Annotated in this window: 18 protein-coding genes and 1 tRNA gene; 8 read left to right on the forward strand and 11 right to left on the reverse strand. The window is 65.4% G+C overall.

Going from position 1 to position 17,247, the window contains the following annotated elements:
• Positions 1–18 precede the first annotated feature (18 nt).
• A complete protein-coding gene (locus RDV55_RS05520; RefSeq protein ID WP_111823371.1) occupies positions 19–315 on the forward strand; it encodes a hypothetical protein in 297 nt (98 codons plus the stop codon).
• Between the two features lie 2 nt (positions 316–317).
• A complete protein-coding gene (locus RDV55_RS05525) occupies positions 318–2,003 on the forward strand; it encodes an alpha/beta hydrolase (protein WP_174703800.1) in 1,686 nt (561 codons plus the stop codon).
• Positions 2,004–2,032: 29 nt separating this feature from the next.
• On the opposite strand, the gene RDV55_RS05530 is transcribed toward RDV55_RS05525, so the two are convergent.
• Positions 2,033–2,419: a phage holin family protein gene (locus tag RDV55_RS05530; RefSeq protein WP_165835839.1), complete on the reverse strand. Its 387-nt coding sequence runs from the start codon at positions 2,417–2,419 to the stop codon at positions 2,033–2,035.
• Positions 2,420–2,484: 65 nt separating this feature from the next.
• Between RDV55_RS05530 and hisC the strand changes: the two genes are divergently transcribed.
• Positions 2,485–3,549: a histidinol-phosphate transaminase gene (hisC, locus tag RDV55_RS05535; RefSeq protein ID WP_111823374.1), complete on the forward strand. Its 1,065-nt coding sequence runs from the start codon at positions 2,485–2,487 to the stop codon at positions 3,547–3,549.
• Between the two features lie 69 nt (positions 3,550–3,618).
• Here the strand turns inward: hisC and RDV55_RS05540 are convergent, their stop codons facing one another.
• Positions 3,619–4,401 carry a YwiC-like family protein gene (locus RDV55_RS05540; RefSeq protein ID WP_111823375.1) on the reverse strand — a complete coding sequence of 261 codons (783 nt, stop codon included), beginning with the start codon at positions 4,399–4,401 and terminating at the stop codon, positions 3,619–3,621.
• 221 nt (positions 4,402–4,622) lie between these two features.
• Here RDV55_RS05540 and RDV55_RS05545 point away from each other — a divergent pair, with 221 nt between their 5' ends.
• Entirely contained in the window at positions 4,623–5,606 is a 984-nt protein-coding gene (locus RDV55_RS05545) for a bile acid:sodium symporter family protein (RefSeq protein ID WP_111823376.1), read from the forward strand.
• Positions 5,607–5,836: 230 nt separating this feature from the next.
• Positions 5,837–6,271: a hypothetical protein gene (locus RDV55_RS05550; protein WP_111823530.1), complete on the forward strand. Its 435-nt coding sequence runs from the start codon at positions 5,837–5,839 to the stop codon at positions 6,269–6,271.
• 97 nt (positions 6,272–6,368) lie between these two features.
• Here RDV55_RS05550 and RDV55_RS05555 read toward each other — a convergent pair whose 3' ends face one another.
• The 5 genes from RDV55_RS05555 to RDV55_RS05575 all read right to left on the reverse strand — a co-directional run bounded on the left by RDV55_RS05555 (position 6,369) and on the right by RDV55_RS05575 (position 10,936).
• Positions 6,369–6,779, reverse strand: a complete 411-nt coding sequence (locus tag RDV55_RS05555) for an RNA-binding protein (RefSeq protein WP_111823377.1) — start codon at positions 6,777–6,779, stop codon at positions 6,369–6,371.
• 200 nt (positions 6,780–6,979) lie between these two features.
• Positions 6,980–7,465, reverse strand: coding sequence for a hypothetical protein (locus RDV55_RS05560; RefSeq protein WP_111823378.1), 486 nt, complete (start codon positions 7,463–7,465; stop codon positions 6,980–6,982).
• 138 nt (positions 7,466–7,603) lie between these two features.
• A tRNA-Pro gene (locus tag RDV55_RS05565) sits at positions 7,604–7,677 on the reverse strand.
• A 138-nt stretch (positions 7,678–7,815) separates the two neighbouring features.
• Positions 7,816–8,796: a metallophosphoesterase gene (locus RDV55_RS05570; protein ID WP_111823379.1), complete on the reverse strand. Its 981-nt coding sequence runs from the start codon at positions 8,794–8,796 to the stop codon at positions 7,816–7,818.
• Position 8,797: 1 nt separating this feature from the next.
• Complete coding sequence (locus RDV55_RS05575; RefSeq protein WP_111823380.1) at positions 8,798–10,936, reverse strand: transglycosylase domain-containing protein; 2,139 nt, start codon at positions 10,934–10,936, stop codon at positions 8,798–8,800.
• Between the two features lie 168 nt (positions 10,937–11,104).
• Between RDV55_RS05575 and RDV55_RS05580 the strand changes: the two genes are divergently transcribed.
• Together RDV55_RS05580 and sp36 are read left to right on the forward strand one after the other, a co-directional pair.
• On the forward strand, positions 11,105–11,455 hold the full coding sequence (locus tag RDV55_RS05580) for a WhiB family transcriptional regulator (RefSeq protein WP_111823381.1): 351 nt from the start codon (positions 11,105–11,107) through the stop codon (positions 11,453–11,455).
• 9 nt (positions 11,456–11,464) lie between these two features.
• Complete coding sequence (gene sp36 / locus RDV55_RS05585; RefSeq protein ID WP_009054623.1) at positions 11,465–11,644, forward strand: Sp36 family protein; 180 nt, start codon at positions 11,465–11,467, stop codon at positions 11,642–11,644.
• Positions 11,645–11,788: 144 nt separating this feature from the next.
• On the opposite strand, the gene RDV55_RS05590 is transcribed toward sp36, so the two are convergent.
• The 4 genes from RDV55_RS05590 to RDV55_RS05605 all read right to left on the reverse strand — a co-directional run bounded on the left by RDV55_RS05590 (position 11,789) and on the right by RDV55_RS05605 (position 16,392).
• Positions 11,789–12,472, reverse strand: a complete 684-nt coding sequence (locus tag RDV55_RS05590) for a Crp/Fnr family transcriptional regulator (RefSeq protein ID WP_111823382.1) — start codon at positions 12,470–12,472, stop codon at positions 11,789–11,791.
• Between the two features lie 180 nt (positions 12,473–12,652).
• Positions 12,653–13,558 (reverse strand): alpha/beta fold hydrolase, encoded by a 906-nt coding sequence (locus RDV55_RS05595; RefSeq protein WP_111823383.1) that lies wholly within the window; start codon positions 13,556–13,558, stop codon positions 12,653–12,655.
• Positions 13,555–15,408 carry a hypothetical protein gene (locus RDV55_RS05600; protein WP_111823384.1) on the reverse strand — a complete coding sequence of 618 codons (1,854 nt, stop codon included), beginning with the start codon at positions 15,406–15,408 and terminating at the stop codon, positions 13,555–13,557. The genes RDV55_RS05595 and RDV55_RS05600 overlap by 4 nt, the downstream gene beginning before the upstream one ends.
• A gap of 54 nt (positions 15,409–15,462) precedes the next feature.
• Positions 15,463–16,392, reverse strand: coding sequence for a hypothetical protein (locus RDV55_RS05605; protein ID WP_111823385.1), 930 nt, complete (start codon positions 16,390–16,392; stop codon positions 15,463–15,465).
• Positions 16,393–16,409: 17 nt separating this feature from the next.
• Here RDV55_RS05605 and RDV55_RS05610 point away from each other — a divergent pair, with 17 nt between their 5' ends.
• Positions 16,410–17,246, forward strand: a complete 837-nt coding sequence (locus RDV55_RS05610) for a hypothetical protein (RefSeq protein WP_111823386.1) — start codon at positions 16,410–16,412, stop codon at positions 17,244–17,246.
• The last annotated feature ends 1 nt before the right edge of the window (position 17,247 follow it).

The raw sequence follows: 17,247 nt of genomic DNA on the forward strand, positions 1-17,247 counted from the left end.
CACCGATGGGAGCCCCTCATGATTCCCGATCCCCTCAGCCCGGGCCTATCCCTCTATGCCGCCCATGGCCTCGTCGATACTCTGCGCGCGAGCCTCGCGGGCGCGACGTGCCCGCAGTGGGTCGGCGTCGCAGGAGACTCCTACCGGAATCAGCACGGCGAGCTCCTCGCCTGCGCGCAGGGCGTCCTCGACCAGATCCAGGCCGCCCTGGACCTCGTCCCCGCCTTCGACGAGGAGCGCAACCGCGCCCTCGCCCGCACCCTCGTGGACGCCGCCCTATCGCAGCCCGAACTCCTCTCATTGGGAGCGTGGTGATCATGGCATTCGATCCGCGCCGCGACGTGACCGTCAGTTCTGGGGCCTTTAGCGTCGATGTCGACGAGCTGTGCGCCGCGCATACCCTCATGAGCGCAGAGGACGCGCTCTCGATCGTGCCAGCCCGGCTTGCCCTCGAAGTCGCGCTCGGCGAGACGGAAGCGGTGTCCGGACTCGTCCCGGAGGCCTCCGCGGGCCTCGCGTCCGCGATCGAGGGCGCCCTGTCCGCCCTCAACTCCCTCGAGGGGGAGATCGACTCCTTGCGGTGGAAACTCCAGGAAGCGTCCCTCACCTACGCGACTGCCGAATCCGGATCATCCCTGTGGGAGCTCGTCCCAGGAAGCCCAATTGGCCCGCAGCTGAGCCTGCGAGGACTGGGCATGTGGGCATTGGGACCCGCAGTCCCCGTGTTTGCCGGTGCTACGGCGCTCGTTCACGGCACCCAGGATGCCTCGGTGCACGCAGGGGTACCCTGGCTGCCCACCCTCCTCATGCCCGGTCTCAGCGCATTGGTCACGCAGAAGGACCTGTGCGACACCGTGATCGACGGGGTGGCCTTCGGATACCACTCGGACGAGATGTCGGGTGCTCGCTTCCAACGCGACCTCGGCAGGTTTACCCTGGACGTCAACTCCTCACCCCTCTACCGCGGCGTCGCGCGGGCCCTCGCGGGGATGGGGGTCAGCCAGGACCTGAACTCGACGTCCACCCAATCCGCCTCCGGGGTCGCCGCCCTCATCGCGCCGTGGGCGGCGTACGTCATGCTGGTTGACTTCGGCCGCGGCCACGGAGCCAGCTACGGAGTAGCGGTGCGAGGTGCGGATGGAGACACCCGCATTCACCCCAACGGGCTTGGCTCCCGGATACCCTCGAGTGCCCTCGACGCACGCACGCAGTCCGCGCTCGCGGCCATGCCCGCAGCTGCCCCCGACACCCACTACGCAGGTGTCACCACCAGCGCCGACGCGATCGAGCACATCACCGAGATGCGTGGGGGAGACGCCGACAACGGAGAGATTGCGATCGAAGAACACGTGACGGTCGGGGAGGACGGGGTGGCGACGCGCTCGTGGACCGTCGACATCCGGGGCACCCAATCGTTCGACATTGGGCAAGCGGGACCACAGGACATGACCACCAACCTGCAGGGCGTGGCCGGGATGAGCTCGGACCAGCTCGACGCTATCAAGGAAGCCATGAACGCGGCGGGCATCGCTCCGGGCGAGGCCGTCGAATTCGCCGGCCACTCGCAGGGAGGAATCATGGCGGCCCAGATGGCCGCAGACCCTTCCGTGCGTGCCCGCTACAACGTCGTCTCAGTCGTTACCGCCGGTTCGCCTACCGCGACGATCGCGCCGAGCGACGTACCCGTCCTTTCCTACGAGAACTCCGGCGACATCGTCCCGGGATTGGATGGAAATGGTACTCGCGGTGATAACGTCACGACCGTGGCGTTCCGCGACTATGAGGCCACGTGTCACGCCGATGACCCCGTGCCCTGCTCGCACAGCGCGCCCCTGTACGTCGACGAAATTCGGCGCACCCTCGCCGCAGCCCGGACCTCGTCCGACCCGGGACTCACAGCTCTGGCAGCCGCCGAGGCCAGGCGCACCCAGGCGCTCGGCCTCACCCAGAACACGCAGACGACCATCCACCACTATCAAACGAGGCGCATCACCCAGGGGTGACACGCCTCGAGAAAAAGACAGACGGAGGGTTAGTCCTTATTATCCTTCTTGTCTCGGAGGATGCCCGAGACAAGCGCGGACACCACGGAGGTGATGATTGCGCCCGCCAGGCACGACCAGAAGCCACCCGTCGTCATGGGGAAGCCCAGAGACGTCGAAAGCCAGCCCGTGAGCGAGAACAGCAGAGAGTTGGTGACCAGTGCGAACAATCCAAAAGTCACCAGGTACAGGGGGAAGGCAAGAGTCGTGACGACCGGCTTAATGATTGAGTTCACCGCAGTGAACACCAGGGCAACGACCGCTAGAACGATCACGGTCTGCGAGGCCGACGATGAGTCGATCGAAATTGATGGAACCACGAGGATCGTGACCCACAGCCCGGCCATCGTAGCCAACAAACGTGCAATGAAATCCATTTCTCCATTCTTGCTCAGTGGGACGTTGCTTGCACGGTCCAGTCCCATGGGATAGGACTACACGCATGACCAAGCTGCGCATTCGTCCCGCCGTCGCCGCTCTTCCGCGCTACGTGCCGAGCAAGACGGCTCCCGGTGCTGTCAAGATCTCCTCGAACGAAATGCCGAGCCCGCCGAGCCCCGAGGTGCTCGAGGCGATAGCCCGCGAGCTCGAGACGATCAATCGATACCCGGACCTGACGGCCGCGCCCCTGCGTGAGGCCCTCGCCCGGCGCTTCGGCGTCGGCGCCGACCAGGTGTGCGTCGGCACCGGTTCCTCGGCGATTCTTCTCGCTGCGCTGTCCGCCGTCTGCCAGGGCGGCAGTCAGGTCGTCTTCCCCTGGCGCTCCTTCGAGTCCTACCCGATCGCGATTCCCTCCGTGGGAGGCGACCCGGTGCCTGTGGAGCTGCTCCCGGACGCCACCCACGACCTGGATGCTATGCGTGCGGCCATCAATCCCAGCACCGTCGCGGTGATCGTCTGCTCGCCGAACAACCCGACGGGCCCCGCCCTCACCTACGAGGAGATCGCCACCTTCGTCGCCGACGTCCCCGACGACGTCATGATCATCGTCGACGAGGCCTACATCGACTTTGCGACCGCCCCCGGCGTGCGCACCGCTGTCTCTCTGATTGAGGACCACCCCAACGTCATCGTCATGCGCACCTTCTCCAAGGCCCACGCCCTGGCAGGCGTGCGCGTCGGCTACGCGATCGGCGATCCCGATGTTATCGGCGCGATCCAGGCTCTCCTCGTACCCTTCGGTGTCAGCTCCCTCGCCCTCGCCGCGGCCCTCGCCTCCCTGAAGGACAGCGAGGGCGTCCAGCGAGCCGTCGCCGAGATCATCGACGAACGCGAACGCATCATCCCGGCACTGCGCGACCTCGGATACGACATCCCCGACAGCCAGTCGAACTTCTACCTGATCCGCGGGGATGTCTACGGCCTCGTCGAGGAATGTGCCCGCGTCGGCCTCATCGTGCGCCCCTTCCGTGTGGGCGTGCGAGTCTCGGTCGGCTCGCGCGAGCAGAATGACTTGTTCCTGTCTGTGGCCACCGAATTTGCTCGAACTGCGGGTATCGGCGCGTAGGGGCAGCATGCCAACGGGCGCGCCCGACGAAACGGACGCGCCCGTGACCACCCACCGGGGCGCAGAGAATTACGGGATCAGCAGCGAGGCGATGAGGAGAATCGACCAGCCGAGTTCGCTAAAGCCGATCATCTTGGGAGAGAAGGGGCGCGCGCGGGTCCGGTTCAGCGTCGGCATGACCCACGCGCGCGCGGTCAGACACGCCCACATGAGGACGGGCCAGATCGTCAACGCACCGAACCACCACGCCACGGCCGCGCACAGCGTGAACGCCGCGTGCAACAGCGTGGAACCCACTGCCCAGCGCGGGTCCTTGCGGCCTCGGATCATCGAACGAACCAGAGGAACCGTGCCGATGTAGTGCAGGCCGAACGCGGCGCACGTCGCCCACGCGTGGAGCGTTACCGCGGCCGGTGAACCATCAGCGATCGCCAGCGAGAAGGCCACGGGTCCCATGATGTTACCCGCCAGGATCGAAGCCGCGCGGGCGCTCAGGGAGCGCTCGCGGCCCTTCCACACGAGGTAGAGCGCCGACGAGGCCAGGGGCGCGAAGGCGATCGCCCACCACAGCAGCTGTGGGCGCAGGGCCAGGAGAGTGGCACCGGGGAGGGCTGCGAGCACGGCGTAGGTGATGACCGCGGGGGCGATGCGGGAGCGGCGCTTGGCGGGCGTTTTGACCCACAGGCACACGGCGGAGAACATCTGGAATGCCATCGCCCATGCGACCAGCATGAGGACGACCATCCACGAGAAGGTGAAGGACAGTGCCCACCCGAGCAGCGGCGGGAAAGCCATCATCGTCCACGCGCCGTGCTGGTCGGAGATCCAGCCGTCGCGGGCAAGCTTGCGCATGCGGGGATTGTTGTGGTGCCGTGGCTTTGGGCCGTTCTGTGGGCGACCCGTGGCGCGGTCGCGGGACTTGCCCGGGGTACGTTCGAGGGTGGGCTGAGTCTGCGGCGCTGCACTGTGCATAGCCTTAGTTTAGTGAATGAGGCCTGTGAGGCTCAATACTGGGAGGGTCACAAAGTGAGACTCGCAAGGGATTAATTGAATAGCGGGTGAATTATGGGTGCATGTCCACAACTGACACAGTGACAACTGAATCTCCCACTCTTTCCTCGGAAGACCGCAGTGCGCGCATCGCCGTCACGGTCTTTCCCCTGCTGATCCTGGCGGCCTTCGTGATCGCCATGGTCACGCCCGATACCTTCAAGCCGCTGGCCCCCGGCGTCAGCTGGGCGCTCGGCGTCATCATGTTCGGCATGGGCCTGACCCTCACGATTCCTGACTTTGGGCTCATCGTGAAGCGCCCGCTACCCGTTCTCGTGGGCGTCGTCGCCCAGTACCTCATCATGCCCCTCGTCGGCTGGGCCCTGTGCTACGTGTTCCGCCTGCCCAACGAGGTCGCGGTCGGCGTCATCCTCGTCGGCTGTGCGCCTGGCGGTACTGCCTCCAACGTGATCTCCTACCTGGCGAAGGCAGACGTCGCTCTGTCGGTCACGATGACCTCGATCTCGACGCTGCTCGCGCCCCTCATGACGCCGCTGCTCACCGCCTGGCTGGTGGGGTCACGTATGCCGGTGAACGGCTCGGCGATGGCGCAGAACATCCTGCTGATGGTCCTCGCCCCCGTGCTCGGCGGTTTTGCCGTTCGCTTCATTGCGGGCAAGTACGTGGAAAAGGTCCTGCCGATTCTGCCCTGGATCTCGGTTCTGGGCATCTGCTACGTGCTGCTGGTCGTCGTGTCGGGCTCGGTCGACAAGATCCTGACCTCCGGCGCCCTCATCATCGCGGTCGTCATCTGCCACAACCTGCTCGGCTACCTCTTCGGCTACCTGGCCGGGCGTGTCGGCCGCGGCTCGGACAAGGCCTCGCGCACGACCGCGATCGAGGTCGGTATGCAGAACTCGGCGCTGGCCGCGACGCTGGCGAAGACTCACTTCGCCTCCACCCCGGAGACCGCGCTTCCGGCTGCCGTTTTCTCCGTGTGGCACAACCTGTCAGGCGCGCTGCTGGCGACGTTCTTCCGTCGCTGGAAGAACGGCGGCCAGGCCTGAATAGACGAGGCCGGGGCGGGGGAGCGCTGATCCGCGCGTCCGGTTCCCAACTATGTGAATAACGAGGAGGGGGCGGCCCGATGGGGGTCGCCCCTCCTCGTGCGTGCGTAGGAGCCGTCCTCTCCTCGTATCGAATGGAGCGGCTATCAGGCTCGTTCGTCATTCGTGCAGTGGGTTGTGTCAATGATGCACAGATGTTTGTTGACCGCGAGGTAATCAATGAAGTGAAAATGCGATATGATTCGCGGGTACCCATCACAAATGCTCGAAGGAGTAACCCTCATGAAAAGCGTCTTCTGACGGCTGCCCTCGTTGCGCTGCTGCCCCTGAGCCTGGCTGCCTGTGGTGGACAGTCCAAGCAGGCTGCCTGCCAGATCATCAATGACAAGGCCATCAAGGCAGTTGATGGCCTGGATCCGAGCAACACGGAAGACATGATTCAGGGCATGACCAACGTTGCGACTGTCCTGAAGTCTGACGACATTACCAACACGGAAGTGAAGGCTGCTGCGGTGGCTGCGGGCGATAGCGCTCAGGCTCTCGCCGATTTCGCCAAGACGGTGGGAGGTGAGCCTTCGGCAGAGCAAATGACCGAGGCTATGAATCTGTACACGACATTCACGACGTCGATGTCGTCGCTCGAGACGGTGTGCAACGTGAGCTGACGAGAAACATCAGATTGTATACGCCCGCGTGCGGGCGTTGAGCGAAGAGGGCGGCCCATCGGGCCGCCCTCTTCGCGTCAGCGTTCGTCAGCGGGACTCAGTACTTGTAGCCGCACGTGTGGAAGAGCTCGGTCTGGTGGGTGTTGAGCTGTTCGAAGGACGCCTGGAGGTCCTGACTCTTCTCCTCGTCCGCGTTCTGCGGATCCACGGACAGGGCCTGAGCCTTCTCGGCGACGGTGCGCCAGTCGGCCGCGACCTGATCGACAGAAGCCTTCACTTCCGAGTTGGTGATCTTTGCGGAAGCCGTTTCGTAGGCTTCGGCGAGCTTCGTGAACGATTCGCCCGGATTCTCTGCCTCGCCCAGGCGTGCGTTGACGAGGGCGACGCCGGCTTCCTTCAGGGGGCCGGAAAGTTCCTCGCAGGCGGAGGTCTTCGATGCGATGGAACAGCCGGTCATGCCGAGGGGCAGGAGGGCGGTGACGAATGCTGCAACGATGCGGCGCTTCATGATGATGCTCCTTGATGTGGTGATGCTGTCAAGCTTCTTGAGAGTATCGCGGCGCTGTGCGTCACTACAGTGTGTGGTCCGTGATCCTGGGCACGGAGCTTCGTTGGTGTGTCGCGAGGCGGACGGATGGGTGAGGGCGGTCCTCGTGGTTGCCCTCACCCATACGCGCAGAGTGTGTCAGTCACGCGCCCGTGACAGGATCACTTGTTCGCAGTGCACATCGTTCGCAGCGCTCGGACGGAGGTGAGGAAGGTGGACTGGAGCTGCTGGGCCTCTGCCTCGACCTCTTCGGTGACTTCGCTGTCAGCGTTCGCGGCAATGAAGTCCTGGAGTGCCTTCCCGTCCGCAACGGCTGTGTCTGCGGCCGCCTTCACCTCGCTGTTGGTGATCTTGTCGGAGCTCAATGCCTCGATCAGCTGAGCGAGGCCTTCTTCGCGCTGCTCCGGGTCTGCCAAGTTGAGGTTCAGGAGGGGCTTGAGGCCGGACACAATGATCCCGCAGGCTTCCTTCTGTGACTGAGCGTCCGCTTTCTGCGTGGGTGCAGCGCTGGTGGAGGCACTTTCAGAGGGGGTGGGCTTCTGCGTGCTTGAGGCGGCGGGTGCGCTCTCGGACTTTGTGTTGGCACATGCGGCCAGGCCGAGCGGGAGGGTGGCGATGAGCAGAGCTGCTGCAAGGCGACGCTTCACGGGTTTCTCCTCAAAGTTGTGATGATGGAAGTGTCCTCAGTGTAATCGGTTGCCGAGGGGTGTTCGACCCGGTGGTCAGTGTTCCTATGTGTGTGAATACAAAAATCGCCGGGACCAAACGGTCCCGGCGATTACCGGTCGGGGTGGCGGGATTTGAACCCACGGCCTCTTCGTCCCGAACGAAGCGCGCTACCAAGCTGCGCCACACCCCGGTGCCGTTCGAGTATAGCCTCACCTTGCCGAGATTCCCAAACGGAGGCGGAGTGAGCGCTTGAAGTGTGGTCCACGCCGCATGTCGACTGGGTGCAGGGCACCCCTGAAGGGCGGGCACCGTTGGCCTCGTCGCCTCGCTACGCAGGATGCACGTGCAGCAGAGAGGCCTCTGGACGCGTTGCGATGCGAACCTTTGCGTAGGGGGAGGTTCCTAGGCCGGCCGAGACATGCAGCCACGCCTCAGCGCCGTCGGGAGCCTTCCACCGCTTCAAGCCCTTCGCGTAGGAGCGCGAGATATCGCAGTTCGTGATGATTGCCCCGACTCCGGGAATGCCGATCTGGCCGCCGTGAGTATGCCCCGCGAGGATCAGGTCGGATCCCGTCGAGGTAAGCGCGGAGACGACTCGGGTATACGGCGCGTGCGTCACCCCGAGGCGCAAGGCGTCGGGTGTTGCCCACGACGAGGCCGGAGCTCCCAGGCGATCCCGGTGAATATGTGCGTCGTCCGTGCCCAGGAGAGACACCGTACCCGTGGGCAGGTGAAGCGTTCCGGACGCGTTCGACAAGTCTAACCAGCCGGCCTGGCACATCTGACGCACCATCGGCAGATAGGGGAGATCGGGAACGACGCGCGCCGGACGTGGCTTCGAGCGGGACAGATAGCGACTCCATCGCTTGTGGGTCGGCGAATAGTAGTCATTAGAACCGAGCACGAAAGCGCCCGGGTAGGACAAGAACGGGCGATACGCCTCCATGACCATGTCGAGAGCGTCGACGGACCCGAAGTTATCGCCGGTCGCCACGACCATGTCGAAACGCTCCGAGGCGGCTACGTCCGAGAGGAAACGCAGGAGGAACTCTTGCCCCGGGAACAGGTGTAGATCCGCAATCTGGAGGATCGTGACCTCGGGGACATGGGCGCGAACCGGAACGTCATAGCGTCGCAGGACCGGCATGGTGCGCTCAATCGAACCCCAGGCTAGCGCGGCACCACCCGCTGCCAGCCCCGCAAGCCCCAGCCCGCCGACGAGCGCGCCGGCGGTGCGCAGGAGGCCACGGCCTCGTCGAAGGGACGCGACCGTAGCCCCCTGAAGCAACGCTTCCGCATGAGTGCTCATCTCAGGTGCCCGTCGGAGAAGGGGACGCAGTCGGAGCGGCGGACTGCGAGGGGTTGGGGCTGGGCGTCGAGCCACGCTGTGGGATGGACGCACCGATGTTCGCGTTCGACACTGCCTCAACCGGGGTGCCGGCCAGCGCCTGCGTCATGTAGGGTGCCCAAATATTCTGGCCGACGTAGGTCTCACCGAAGATCTCGGAGTGGTACACGCCGTTAATGACAACGCCCGACACCTCCTGCGAGGAGTTGTCACCGTGACCCACCCATGCGGCGGTTGCGAGCGACGGCGTGAAGCCCGTCAGCCATGTGTTGGCGTGGCCGTCGGTCGTACCCGACTTGGCTGCGAACGGACGACCGTCGCCCAGGCGCGTCGACGTGTAGTACTGGCCTGCCGAAGCGGTCAGTAGGGCAGCCGTCTTGTTCGCGACCTCGGCGGGGATGACCTGCTTGCAGTCCGCCGAGAATTCCTTGAGGACGTTCTCGTTACGGTCGGTCACCGACTCGATGGACTGAGGCCTGCACTGCTGGCCGGAGTTCGCGATCGTGGCAAAAACGGACGCCATCTGCAGCGGGGAGCCGGACACGGAACCAAGAATGTTCGCGGGGAAAGGCGAGGGAACCTCGCCGTCCTCCGTGATGCCCATGTTGTAAGCAGTCTCGAAGATGGAGCAGAAGTCCACGCGCGACGCCATGTTGACGAACGCCTGGTTGACGGACTGGCCCGTCGCGCGCACGACGTTCATGGAACCGGTCTTGCCCGCGAGGTCGTTGACCTGGTAGCCCTCGGTGACGATCGAGCGGCCGTCGCACTTGAATGCGCCGTTGGGGTAGAAGGTGTTGGACGAACCCACGGTCTCATAGGCCGAGTGGCCTTCTTTGAACCACTGCAGCAGCGTGAACACCTTGAAGGTCGAGCCGACCTGGAAGTTACCGTCGGCCGAGTAGTTCGCCATCGTCTGGCCAGCTTCGATGCCGTACGTCGTGTTCTGGGCCATCGCCAGAACCTTGCCGGAGCGAGGATCCAGGGAAACGAGCGCGTCGTTCAGGCCGGACGCATCTCCCACGGGGATCGCGCTCGTCAGGGACGAGTATGCTGCGCTCTGCTTCGTGGGATCCATCGTGGTGCGGATCGTGATGCCCTGAGTCTTGAGGAGGCGCTCACGCTCCATGCGCGTGGAGCCGAAGGTCGAATCCTCCAGGAACTGCGTCAGCACATAGTCGCAGAAGTAGGCCTGCTCAGAGGGGGCACCGGAGCAGCCCTCGGAGGACACCGTCGGATTCAGCATGGAATCGACGGTGGTTGCAATGCCCTCGTCGTACTCTTCCTGCGTGATGACACTCTGGTCGAGCATCGTGGCCAGGACCGTGTCGCGGCGTTCCTGGGCGGCCTCGGGGTGCATCAGCGGGTCGTACTGAACGGGAGACTGCACCAGTCCGGCCAGGAGTGCGGACTCCAGGTAGTTCAGTTCCGAGGCCGACTTTGAGTAGTAGCGCTGCGATGCGGCCTCCACGCCGTAGGTGATCGGACCGAAGGGAGCGATATTGAGGTAGCCCGTGAGGATCTCGTCCTTGGACTGGCTTTTCTCCAGTGCCAGTGCGTACTTCATCTCGCGGAGCTTACGCTCGGTGGTCTGCTCGGTTGCAGCGCTCACCTGATCGGCGTCGCCCTCAAGGTAGCCGCGTTCGGCCAGCGAGTTACGCACGTACTGCTGGGTGATCGTCGATGCACCCTGTCGTCCGCTGTCGCCAAGGTTGGAGACCAGCGCACGGGCAATACCCGTGGCGTCAACGCCGTTGTGCTCGTAGAAGCGCTTGTCCTCGATCGCGATGATCGCCTTCTTCATGACGTCGGCGATGTTGGCGCTGGGCACAACGATGCGCTGCTTGTCGTAGAAATGGGCGATCACGGCACCGGAGGAATCCAGCAGCTGCGACTCCTCTGCGGGAGCGACCGTCTGCAGGTCACCGGGCAGCTCGTTGAAGACGGACGGAACCGACTTTGCGACCAGCGCGGTGGGGCCGGCGACGGGGACGAGCATGCCTGCCCCGACGACACCCATGAGCGCAGACACGCTCAGGAATGCCATCAGCAGCGCGAGCAGCTGGGCCGGTCGGACAGCGCGAGAGTGAGAGTGCGACATATTCCTAGCTTACGTGTCGGCGTGCCCATGTGGTGTTTGGCGGGGCGTGAGAAGTGGCTGATGGGTCACGTCCGAAGCCCTCAATCGTGGTCGCAGCGTTTGCACCCACAATCGTATGTGTGTATGGTCACAAGCAGGGCTCGAAATACAGTGAAGTGGAGTTCCACGATGTCAACGCAAGGCGACGACCAAAGCTGGGTCGCTCGCGCGCTCTGTGCGTCCATTGAACCGGACGTGCTGTTCGTGCAGGGCGCTTCTCAGCGTCAGGTCCGTATGCGCTGCTATGAATGCGAGGTTCGCCTCGAATGTCTCGCCGATGCTCTCGAGTCCGAGGCTAACTACGGCGTGTGGGGTGGCCTGACTGAACGGGAACGCCGAGCAATTCTGCGTCACTATCCGCATGCTGAGAATTGGCTGGAATGGCTGCGGACCTCCGACGAGCCGCTGGCGCGCGAACTCCGCAGCCCTCACGTTCCGAAGGTTCTGTCCTACGTGCGCCCGCAGATGGCGAGCGGGTAGGATGGTCGCATGACTAAATGGGAATACTCTACGATTCCGCTGCTCACGCACGCGACGAAAGCAATCCTCGACCAGTGGGGGGCCGACGGGTGGGAACTCGTCCAGGTGATCCCCGGCCCCACCGGCTCCGAGAATCTGGTGGCCTACCTCAAGCGTCCGATTGAGGAAACGCCTGCCGTTCAGAACTGATGCGCGGCATCGCTGCGCACAGGACGAGGCCGTGGCTGGCACGTGCGGGAATCGCGCGTGCGACCACTGCCTCGACCGTGTTGTCATGCACAGGGTTGGTCCCGGCACCTTGCGGTGGCGGGCCCAACCCTGTGTGAGCTCAGGTCAGCGAGCGCGACGCGCCAGGCGATCGACGTCGAGGAGGGTCACGGCGCGACCTTCCAGGCGGATCCAGCCGCGCGATACGAAGTCGGCCAAAGACTTGTTTACCGTCTCACGGGAGGCACCGACCAGCTGGGCGAGCTCTTCCTGCGTGAGGTCGTGGGGGACGTGTACGCCCTTGTCGGAGGCGGTGCCGAAACGGTCTGCAAGGTCCAGGAGGGCCTTAGCAACACGGCCGGGAACGTCGGAGAACACGAGGTCCGAAAGGGACTCGTTGGTGCGGCGCAGGCGCTGTGCGAGGGCGCGCAGCATGTGCTTGGCCAGGGTGGGGTTGGTGTCGAGCACGTGCATGAGATCCTCGTGCTCGAGGTAGAGGAGAGACGCCGGAGAAACGGCGGTTGCAGTAGTTGAGCGCGGGCCCGGATCAAAGAGCGTGAGCTCACCGATGATCTCTCCGGGTCCCAGGACCGCGAGCAGGGACTCGCGGCCGTCGCTGGACGTGTGGCCGAGCTTCACCTTGCCCTCGGTCACGATGTAGAGACGATCGCCGAGATCGCCTTCGTCGAAGAGAGTCTCTCCGCGACGCAGGGTCGTATGACCCATCTTCTGCTGGAGGGACACCTGCTGTGCATCATCAAGGCCACCGAACAGCGGCACCTGGCTGATGAAGTTTCCGTCACCGATCATGGTGCGGAGCTCCTTCCGCTCGTGCCCGATTGCTCGGGCATATCGATATGGACTGCGCAGTGGATCCCATACGTAATACCGCTCACGAGGAGGTACCGCGCATCACACCATTATGCCCTATCTATCAGGTGAAATGGGCTTCATTACGTCTCGTGTGTGATCTGTCTAATGAAACAAGCGCTAAATCGCGTGTGCTGCGACGTGTTCTGACAGAGCCTGAGCAACCGCCTGCGGCGCTTCTTCGGGCAGGAAGTGACCGGCCTCGCGGATGACAATCTGCGTGAGGGGCGCGTCTACGAACTGAGCGTCCGCAGCGTGGTCCAGCGGGGACCAAGCGCCGTCGTCTCGGCCGACGAGAGACAATACGGGTACGCTCAGAGGCTCTGCGAGGAGGCGACGCTCCTCGCGCGACATTTTGCGGGCAGCGCTCAGACCTCGCAATGCGGTGTTCGCAGCGAAGGGGCGCTGCAGGGCAGCCCGGTAGGGGCCGGACTGAGAGACGAGGCCCTCCACGTTGCCGGGAGAGGCCCACGCGCGATACACCGTCGTCACGAGGGAACCGGAACGCAGCGCGCGCTCACGGCCGGTAGGCAGTGCAAGGCGCCCCTGCAGGACTCGGCCCCCCGCCCAGGGTGCGCGGCCGATGATGGGCTGCACGCCGAGGGGGTGGGGCGCAGAGAGGACGCAGACCGAGCGCAGCTCGAGGGGAGCCAGTGCGCCGATCATCCATGCGATGGTTCCGCCGATTCCCGTGCCAGCCACTGAGAAGGAAGCCACGCCGAGCGCGCGGACAACGCCGATCACGTCGTTGGCCATCTGCCGCAGGTCGTAGTCGCCGTGCGTGAGGTCGGAGGTGCCGAAGCCTCGTATATCGAGGGCAAACACTCTGGGGGTCTGCTCGGCGAGCATGGGGAGCGCCTCGCGCCACGACCACCAGTGCTCGGGGAATCCGTGCAAGAGAACGAGGGCATGGTCCATGCTCTCGCCCATGTCGGCGACGTGAAATGCGGTGCCGCCAGCGCTCACGTGCCGGTGAGTCCAGGGGCCCTCGAGTTCGATCGCGCCGGCAGGAAGCAAGGTCTTCACTTGCGGGCCGCGTCCTTCCCAGCCTTCTTGCGTGCGCGCTTGGAGTAGAAGGCACCGGCTGGGTTGGTGGCTTCGATCGAGGTGCGCAATGCTTCCTCGTCTCGGCCGGTGCGGCGCGCCGAGTGCGATACGTACGCCACGCCCAGGATCGCGACGCCCAGTAGAGCGAAGCGGCCCGAGTAGCCGGATGCCTGCAGGTGATGGGACAGGTTCGCGCCCAGGGAGCCGGTGTTCGTCAGCGCGGTGAGCGCGCTCAGGGCCGACGCGGCTGTGAGACCGGGGGCCATGACCCACGGAAGGCCGACGATCAGCGTGACCAGGCCCATCAGCCAAGCACCGAGCGAGGAGCGGCGCGCCACCACAAACAGGATTGCGGAAACGATGAGCGCCCCCAGGAGCTCGCCCAGCGCCAGGATGGATGCGACGCCCGTGTACATGGGGGCGGCGTCGGCCAGCGTCATGCGCGCACCGGCGTCGGCGGCCAGATACCAGCCGACCGGCACGAGGATGAGGAACAGGAGGAACGAGATCCAGTGGGCACCCGCACGCGAGGGCATTTCCGTGATCTGCGGGGCGGCGGAGAAGAGCTCGTCGTCCAGTCGCTGAGACTTGGAGTTGTCGCCGCGTGCGGCGGTCGACGCAATCGCGGCCAGGGTTGCGGCCTCGGCGTTCTCGTCGCCCTCACCCAGCAGGGAGCGGCGGCGCGGGCGTGCCTCCTCGGCGCCGTCCTGATCCGCGAAGGAGTACGAGGTCTCAGATTCCTGCGTGGGCAGCTGAGTCGTCGGCTCGGTGAAGGGGGTGGCCTTCTCCGTGGGGAGATCAAGCTCGGCGAAGGTGTCCCCCGCCTCGTCCGACGAGCTCCGCTCATCCCGGCCTACCGGCGCGAGCGCCGGGATCGACGGGGAGGTGGCCTCATCGTCGTCGCCGAAAATCATCGATCGGCGCGACGAGAGCGTGTGCTCGGCGGCGGCGCCACCGACGGTGGGTTGCTCGGCCTCCTGCGCTGTGGGAGCCTCGTTGGCGGTCGAGGAGTCGGCTTGGGCGCCTTCATCGGTCTTCTCTTCAGCGTCCTCCAGGTTCAGGCCCATCATCGCTGCGGCCTGCGCGGGCGTCATGACGGGGGTCAGCGTGGGCTCCGCTTCGTCGATGCTGTCCGTCTCGTCGGAAGCGTTCTCGGACTGCTCGGCCTCGGGAGCGGCGTCGCGCGAAGGGGCGCTCTCCTCGTCTGCGTGCTCGGCCTCGGGAGCGGCGTCGTGCGAAGGGGCGCTCTCTTCGTCCGCGTGCTCGGCCTCGGGAGCGGCGGCCTCGTCCGCAATGGGGCTCTCGGCGTCGGCCTCTTCGGCAGCAGAATCCTGCGGATCAGCGGCCTCCTCGGTGGGAGCCTCATCCGTGGCCTCCTCGGTGGGAGCGTCAGTGCTGGCCTCGGCAGCGTCCGCGTCCTGGGCATCATCGGCCGACTCATCGGTGGCGACGTCGGCATCGGAAGGAGCCTGCTCGGCAGCGTTCTGCGCGCCATCGGCCTGCTCAGGCATCTCGTCGGAAGCCGCCTCGTCCGCGGCGGACACGACGGGAAGGTCGCCCTCGGGGGCGGTGACGACGGGCAGCTCGCCCGTCGCGATCTTGTCCTCGATCGTAGGCTTAAGCGGGGCAGCCGCCGGAACACGTCCCGTCAGGCCGCCGATCGCGACCGACTCGATCTCGCCCGTATGGATGGGCTCGCTGGACTCTCCGATGATCGCGGACGCGTCGGAATCCTCGCCCGGCAGCTCGATCTCTTCGCCGGTCAGCACCACGTTCTCGCGGTCCTCCTCGGTGCGGTCGCGCTGGGCATCAAACTCGTTCTCGGACATGCTTCCTCCTTATATCTGCCCACATATTACGGTCCGCGTGCCCGCTCGCGCGTATTAGTCCTCGGCAGGCCCCTCATTCACCGCTTCGTTCGGTGTCGCATCCAGGCTCTTCAGGGCGCGCACCCGCGCCCACAGCACGCCCATGGACGCACATCCCGTCGCCATGCCGAGGGCGGCTAGGGGTGGAGAGGCGAGCGCAAACTTCGTCATGATAGAGGGGCCGGGAACGATGACGTTACCCGTCAGCGACGACCACACCGGCAGGATCACGTAGCTCGGCAGCACAAGGATTGTCCACGTGGCGATCTGTGTGCCCGTGATCGACCAGCGTGCGCTCACTACCAACGCAGCGAAGGACAGGCCGGACCCGAGGGCCAACAACGGCATGAGGGTGTGCCCCTCAAGGACGCCTTCCAGGCCCATCGCGGCGACATTCGTCGAATCCGACGGGGCAGCTGCCACCATCAGCACGCCCGCGGCGACGGAAGCCGGCAGAGCGACCGTCGTGCCGAACGCGTGACGGTGTACGCGCGCGAGCGGCATGCGCGTATCCTTGCCCGCGCGCACGCGCACAGACTTGATCGTCAGCGCGCACGCACCCAGCATGAGAGACAGACACACCGGATACATGCACCATAGGACGCCGGCGAACATATCCGAGGCACCCACCGACGACTTCATGAGCAGGGGCAGACGAGCCACTCCCAAGAACTGCGTGGCCCCCACGACGAGCGACCACACGAACGTGACGACCATGCCGGCGCTCGACTCTTCGCAATTCAATGCGATCAAGGCGAGCAACATCGACGCCAAAGCCATGCCGATGAGTCCCTCCACCGAGGCCAGGGGCTGGCCAACCGAGGCCAGGGCCTGCACATCGACCATCGACGAGCCCAGGAACACCAGGGCAACCGGAGCGAAAACGAATGCGAACAGCCCCGAGCGCAGGCGCGCGGAGAAGTTTCGATGCTGCAAAAGCGTCATGCCCCTAGTGTAGAGGTGTGAGTATCGAAGCCCTCGTCGACCCCGCGCCCGCCGTGCTACGTGCGGCCGCCGCCCGCTCCGACGTCGCATCCGCCATGAACGAGGCGCACACTGCGCTCGCCGATCTGCGTTTCAGTGAGGGACTGCGCCGAGGCTGGGAGGAAGCGCGCGCAGAGGCAGCCGTGCGTGAGGCTGCCGCCCTGTCCATCGTCGAGGGCAGCCGCACGAGCGTCGACGACGTGCGCGCCCTGTCCATGGGGGACGCGGGTGGCCCCGCTTCCGACACGGGTGCCACGCTCGCCCTGGGGATCTGGCGTTCGCAGTGGAACCTGGCCTCGCGTTTTCCCGATCTCAACACGCGTTCCCAGGGGGGTGCGCGCGTCGCTCCCACGCCCCTGCCCGCGCTGATTGCGGGTCTGCACAGGGATGCCTGCTCCGGCCTGGTCGCCTCCGGCCTCGTCGAGGCGCGCGCCGTGGCACTACCCACCGATCCCGCCCTGCTCGCGCCCGCGCTCGCCTACGCGCGCGACGATGCGCCCGGCCTCGCCGTCGCCGCAGCCCTGACCGCCCACTTCCGTTTCCGGCGCGTCTTTGATCCGGCCTCCTCGGTCGTGGGAGGCGGCCTGGCGCGGTGGATACTCGTCACTCGAGGCGTCGACCCGACCGGCGTGTGCGTGCCGAGCGCCTACGACGCGCTCGAACCGGCCCGCGCGGGACGCGAACTTGCCGGGTGGGTGAGCGCCGACGAGGCCGGCGTGGCCCGGTGGATCATCCACTACTGCGCGGGAATCGTCTACGGTGCCCAGGTGGGGCGCGACGTCGCCCGCCACGTGCAGGCAGGCAGGCTCTCCTAGG

It is taken from the genome of Schaalia odontolytica (genome assembly GCF_031191545.1).
Lineage (GTDB): Bacteria > Actinomycetota > Actinomycetes > Actinomycetales > Actinomycetaceae > Pauljensenia > Pauljensenia odontolytica.

Bases quoted from the DNA above. Each gene is read 5' to 3' on its own strand.
- RDV55_RS05545 (WP_111823376.1), top strand. From the start codon at position 4,623: ATGTCCACAACTGACACAGTGACAACTGAATCTCCCACTCTTTCCTCG.
- RDV55_RS05555 (WP_111823377.1), bottom strand. From the start codon at position 6,779: ATGAAGCGCCGCATCGTTGCAGCATTCGTCACCGCCCTCCTGCCCCTC.
- RDV55_RS05580 (WP_111823381.1), top strand. From the start codon at position 11,105: ATGTCAACGCAAGGCGACGACCAAAGCTGGGTCGCTCGCGCGCTCTGT.
- RDV55_RS05540 (WP_111823375.1), bottom strand. From the start codon at position 4,401: ATGCGCAAGCTTGCCCGCGACGGCTGGATCTCCGACCAGCACGGCGCG.
- RDV55_RS05520 (WP_111823371.1), top strand. From the start codon at position 19: ATGATTCCCGATCCCCTCAGCCCGGGCCTATCCCTCTATGCCGCCCAT.
- RDV55_RS05600 (WP_111823384.1), bottom strand. From the start codon at position 15,408: ATGTCCGAGAACGAGTTTGATGCCCAGCGCGACCGCACCGAGGAGGAC.
- RDV55_RS05605 (WP_111823385.1), bottom strand. From the start codon at position 16,392: ATGACGCTTTTGCAGCATCGAAACTTCTCCGCGCGCCTGCGCTCGGGG.
- RDV55_RS05525 (WP_174703800.1), top strand. From the start codon at position 318: ATGGCATTCGATCCGCGCCGCGACGTGACCGTCAGTTCTGGGGCCTTT.
- sp36 (WP_009054623.1), top strand. From the start codon at position 11,465: ATGACTAAATGGGAATACTCTACGATTCCGCTGCTCACGCACGCGACG.
- RDV55_RS05530 (WP_165835839.1), bottom strand. From the start codon at position 2,419: ATGGATTTCATTGCACGTTTGTTGGCTACGATGGCCGGGCTGTGGGTC.
- RDV55_RS05550 (WP_111823530.1), top strand. From the start codon at position 5,837: ATGCGATATGATTCGCGGGTACCCATCACAAATGCTCGAAGGAGTAAC.
- hisC (WP_111823374.1), top strand. From the start codon at position 2,485: ATGACCAAGCTGCGCATTCGTCCCGCCGTCGCCGCTCTTCCGCGCTAC.
- RDV55_RS05570 (WP_111823379.1), bottom strand. From the start codon at position 8,796: ATGAGCACTCATGCGGAAGCGTTGCTTCAGGGGGCTACGGTCGCGTCC.
- RDV55_RS05575 (WP_111823380.1), bottom strand. From the start codon at position 10,936: ATGTCGCACTCTCACTCTCGCGCTGTCCGACCGGCCCAGCTGCTCGCG.
- RDV55_RS05590 (WP_111823382.1), bottom strand. From the start codon at position 12,472: ATGATCGGTGACGGAAACTTCATCAGCCAGGTGCCGCTGTTCGGTGGC.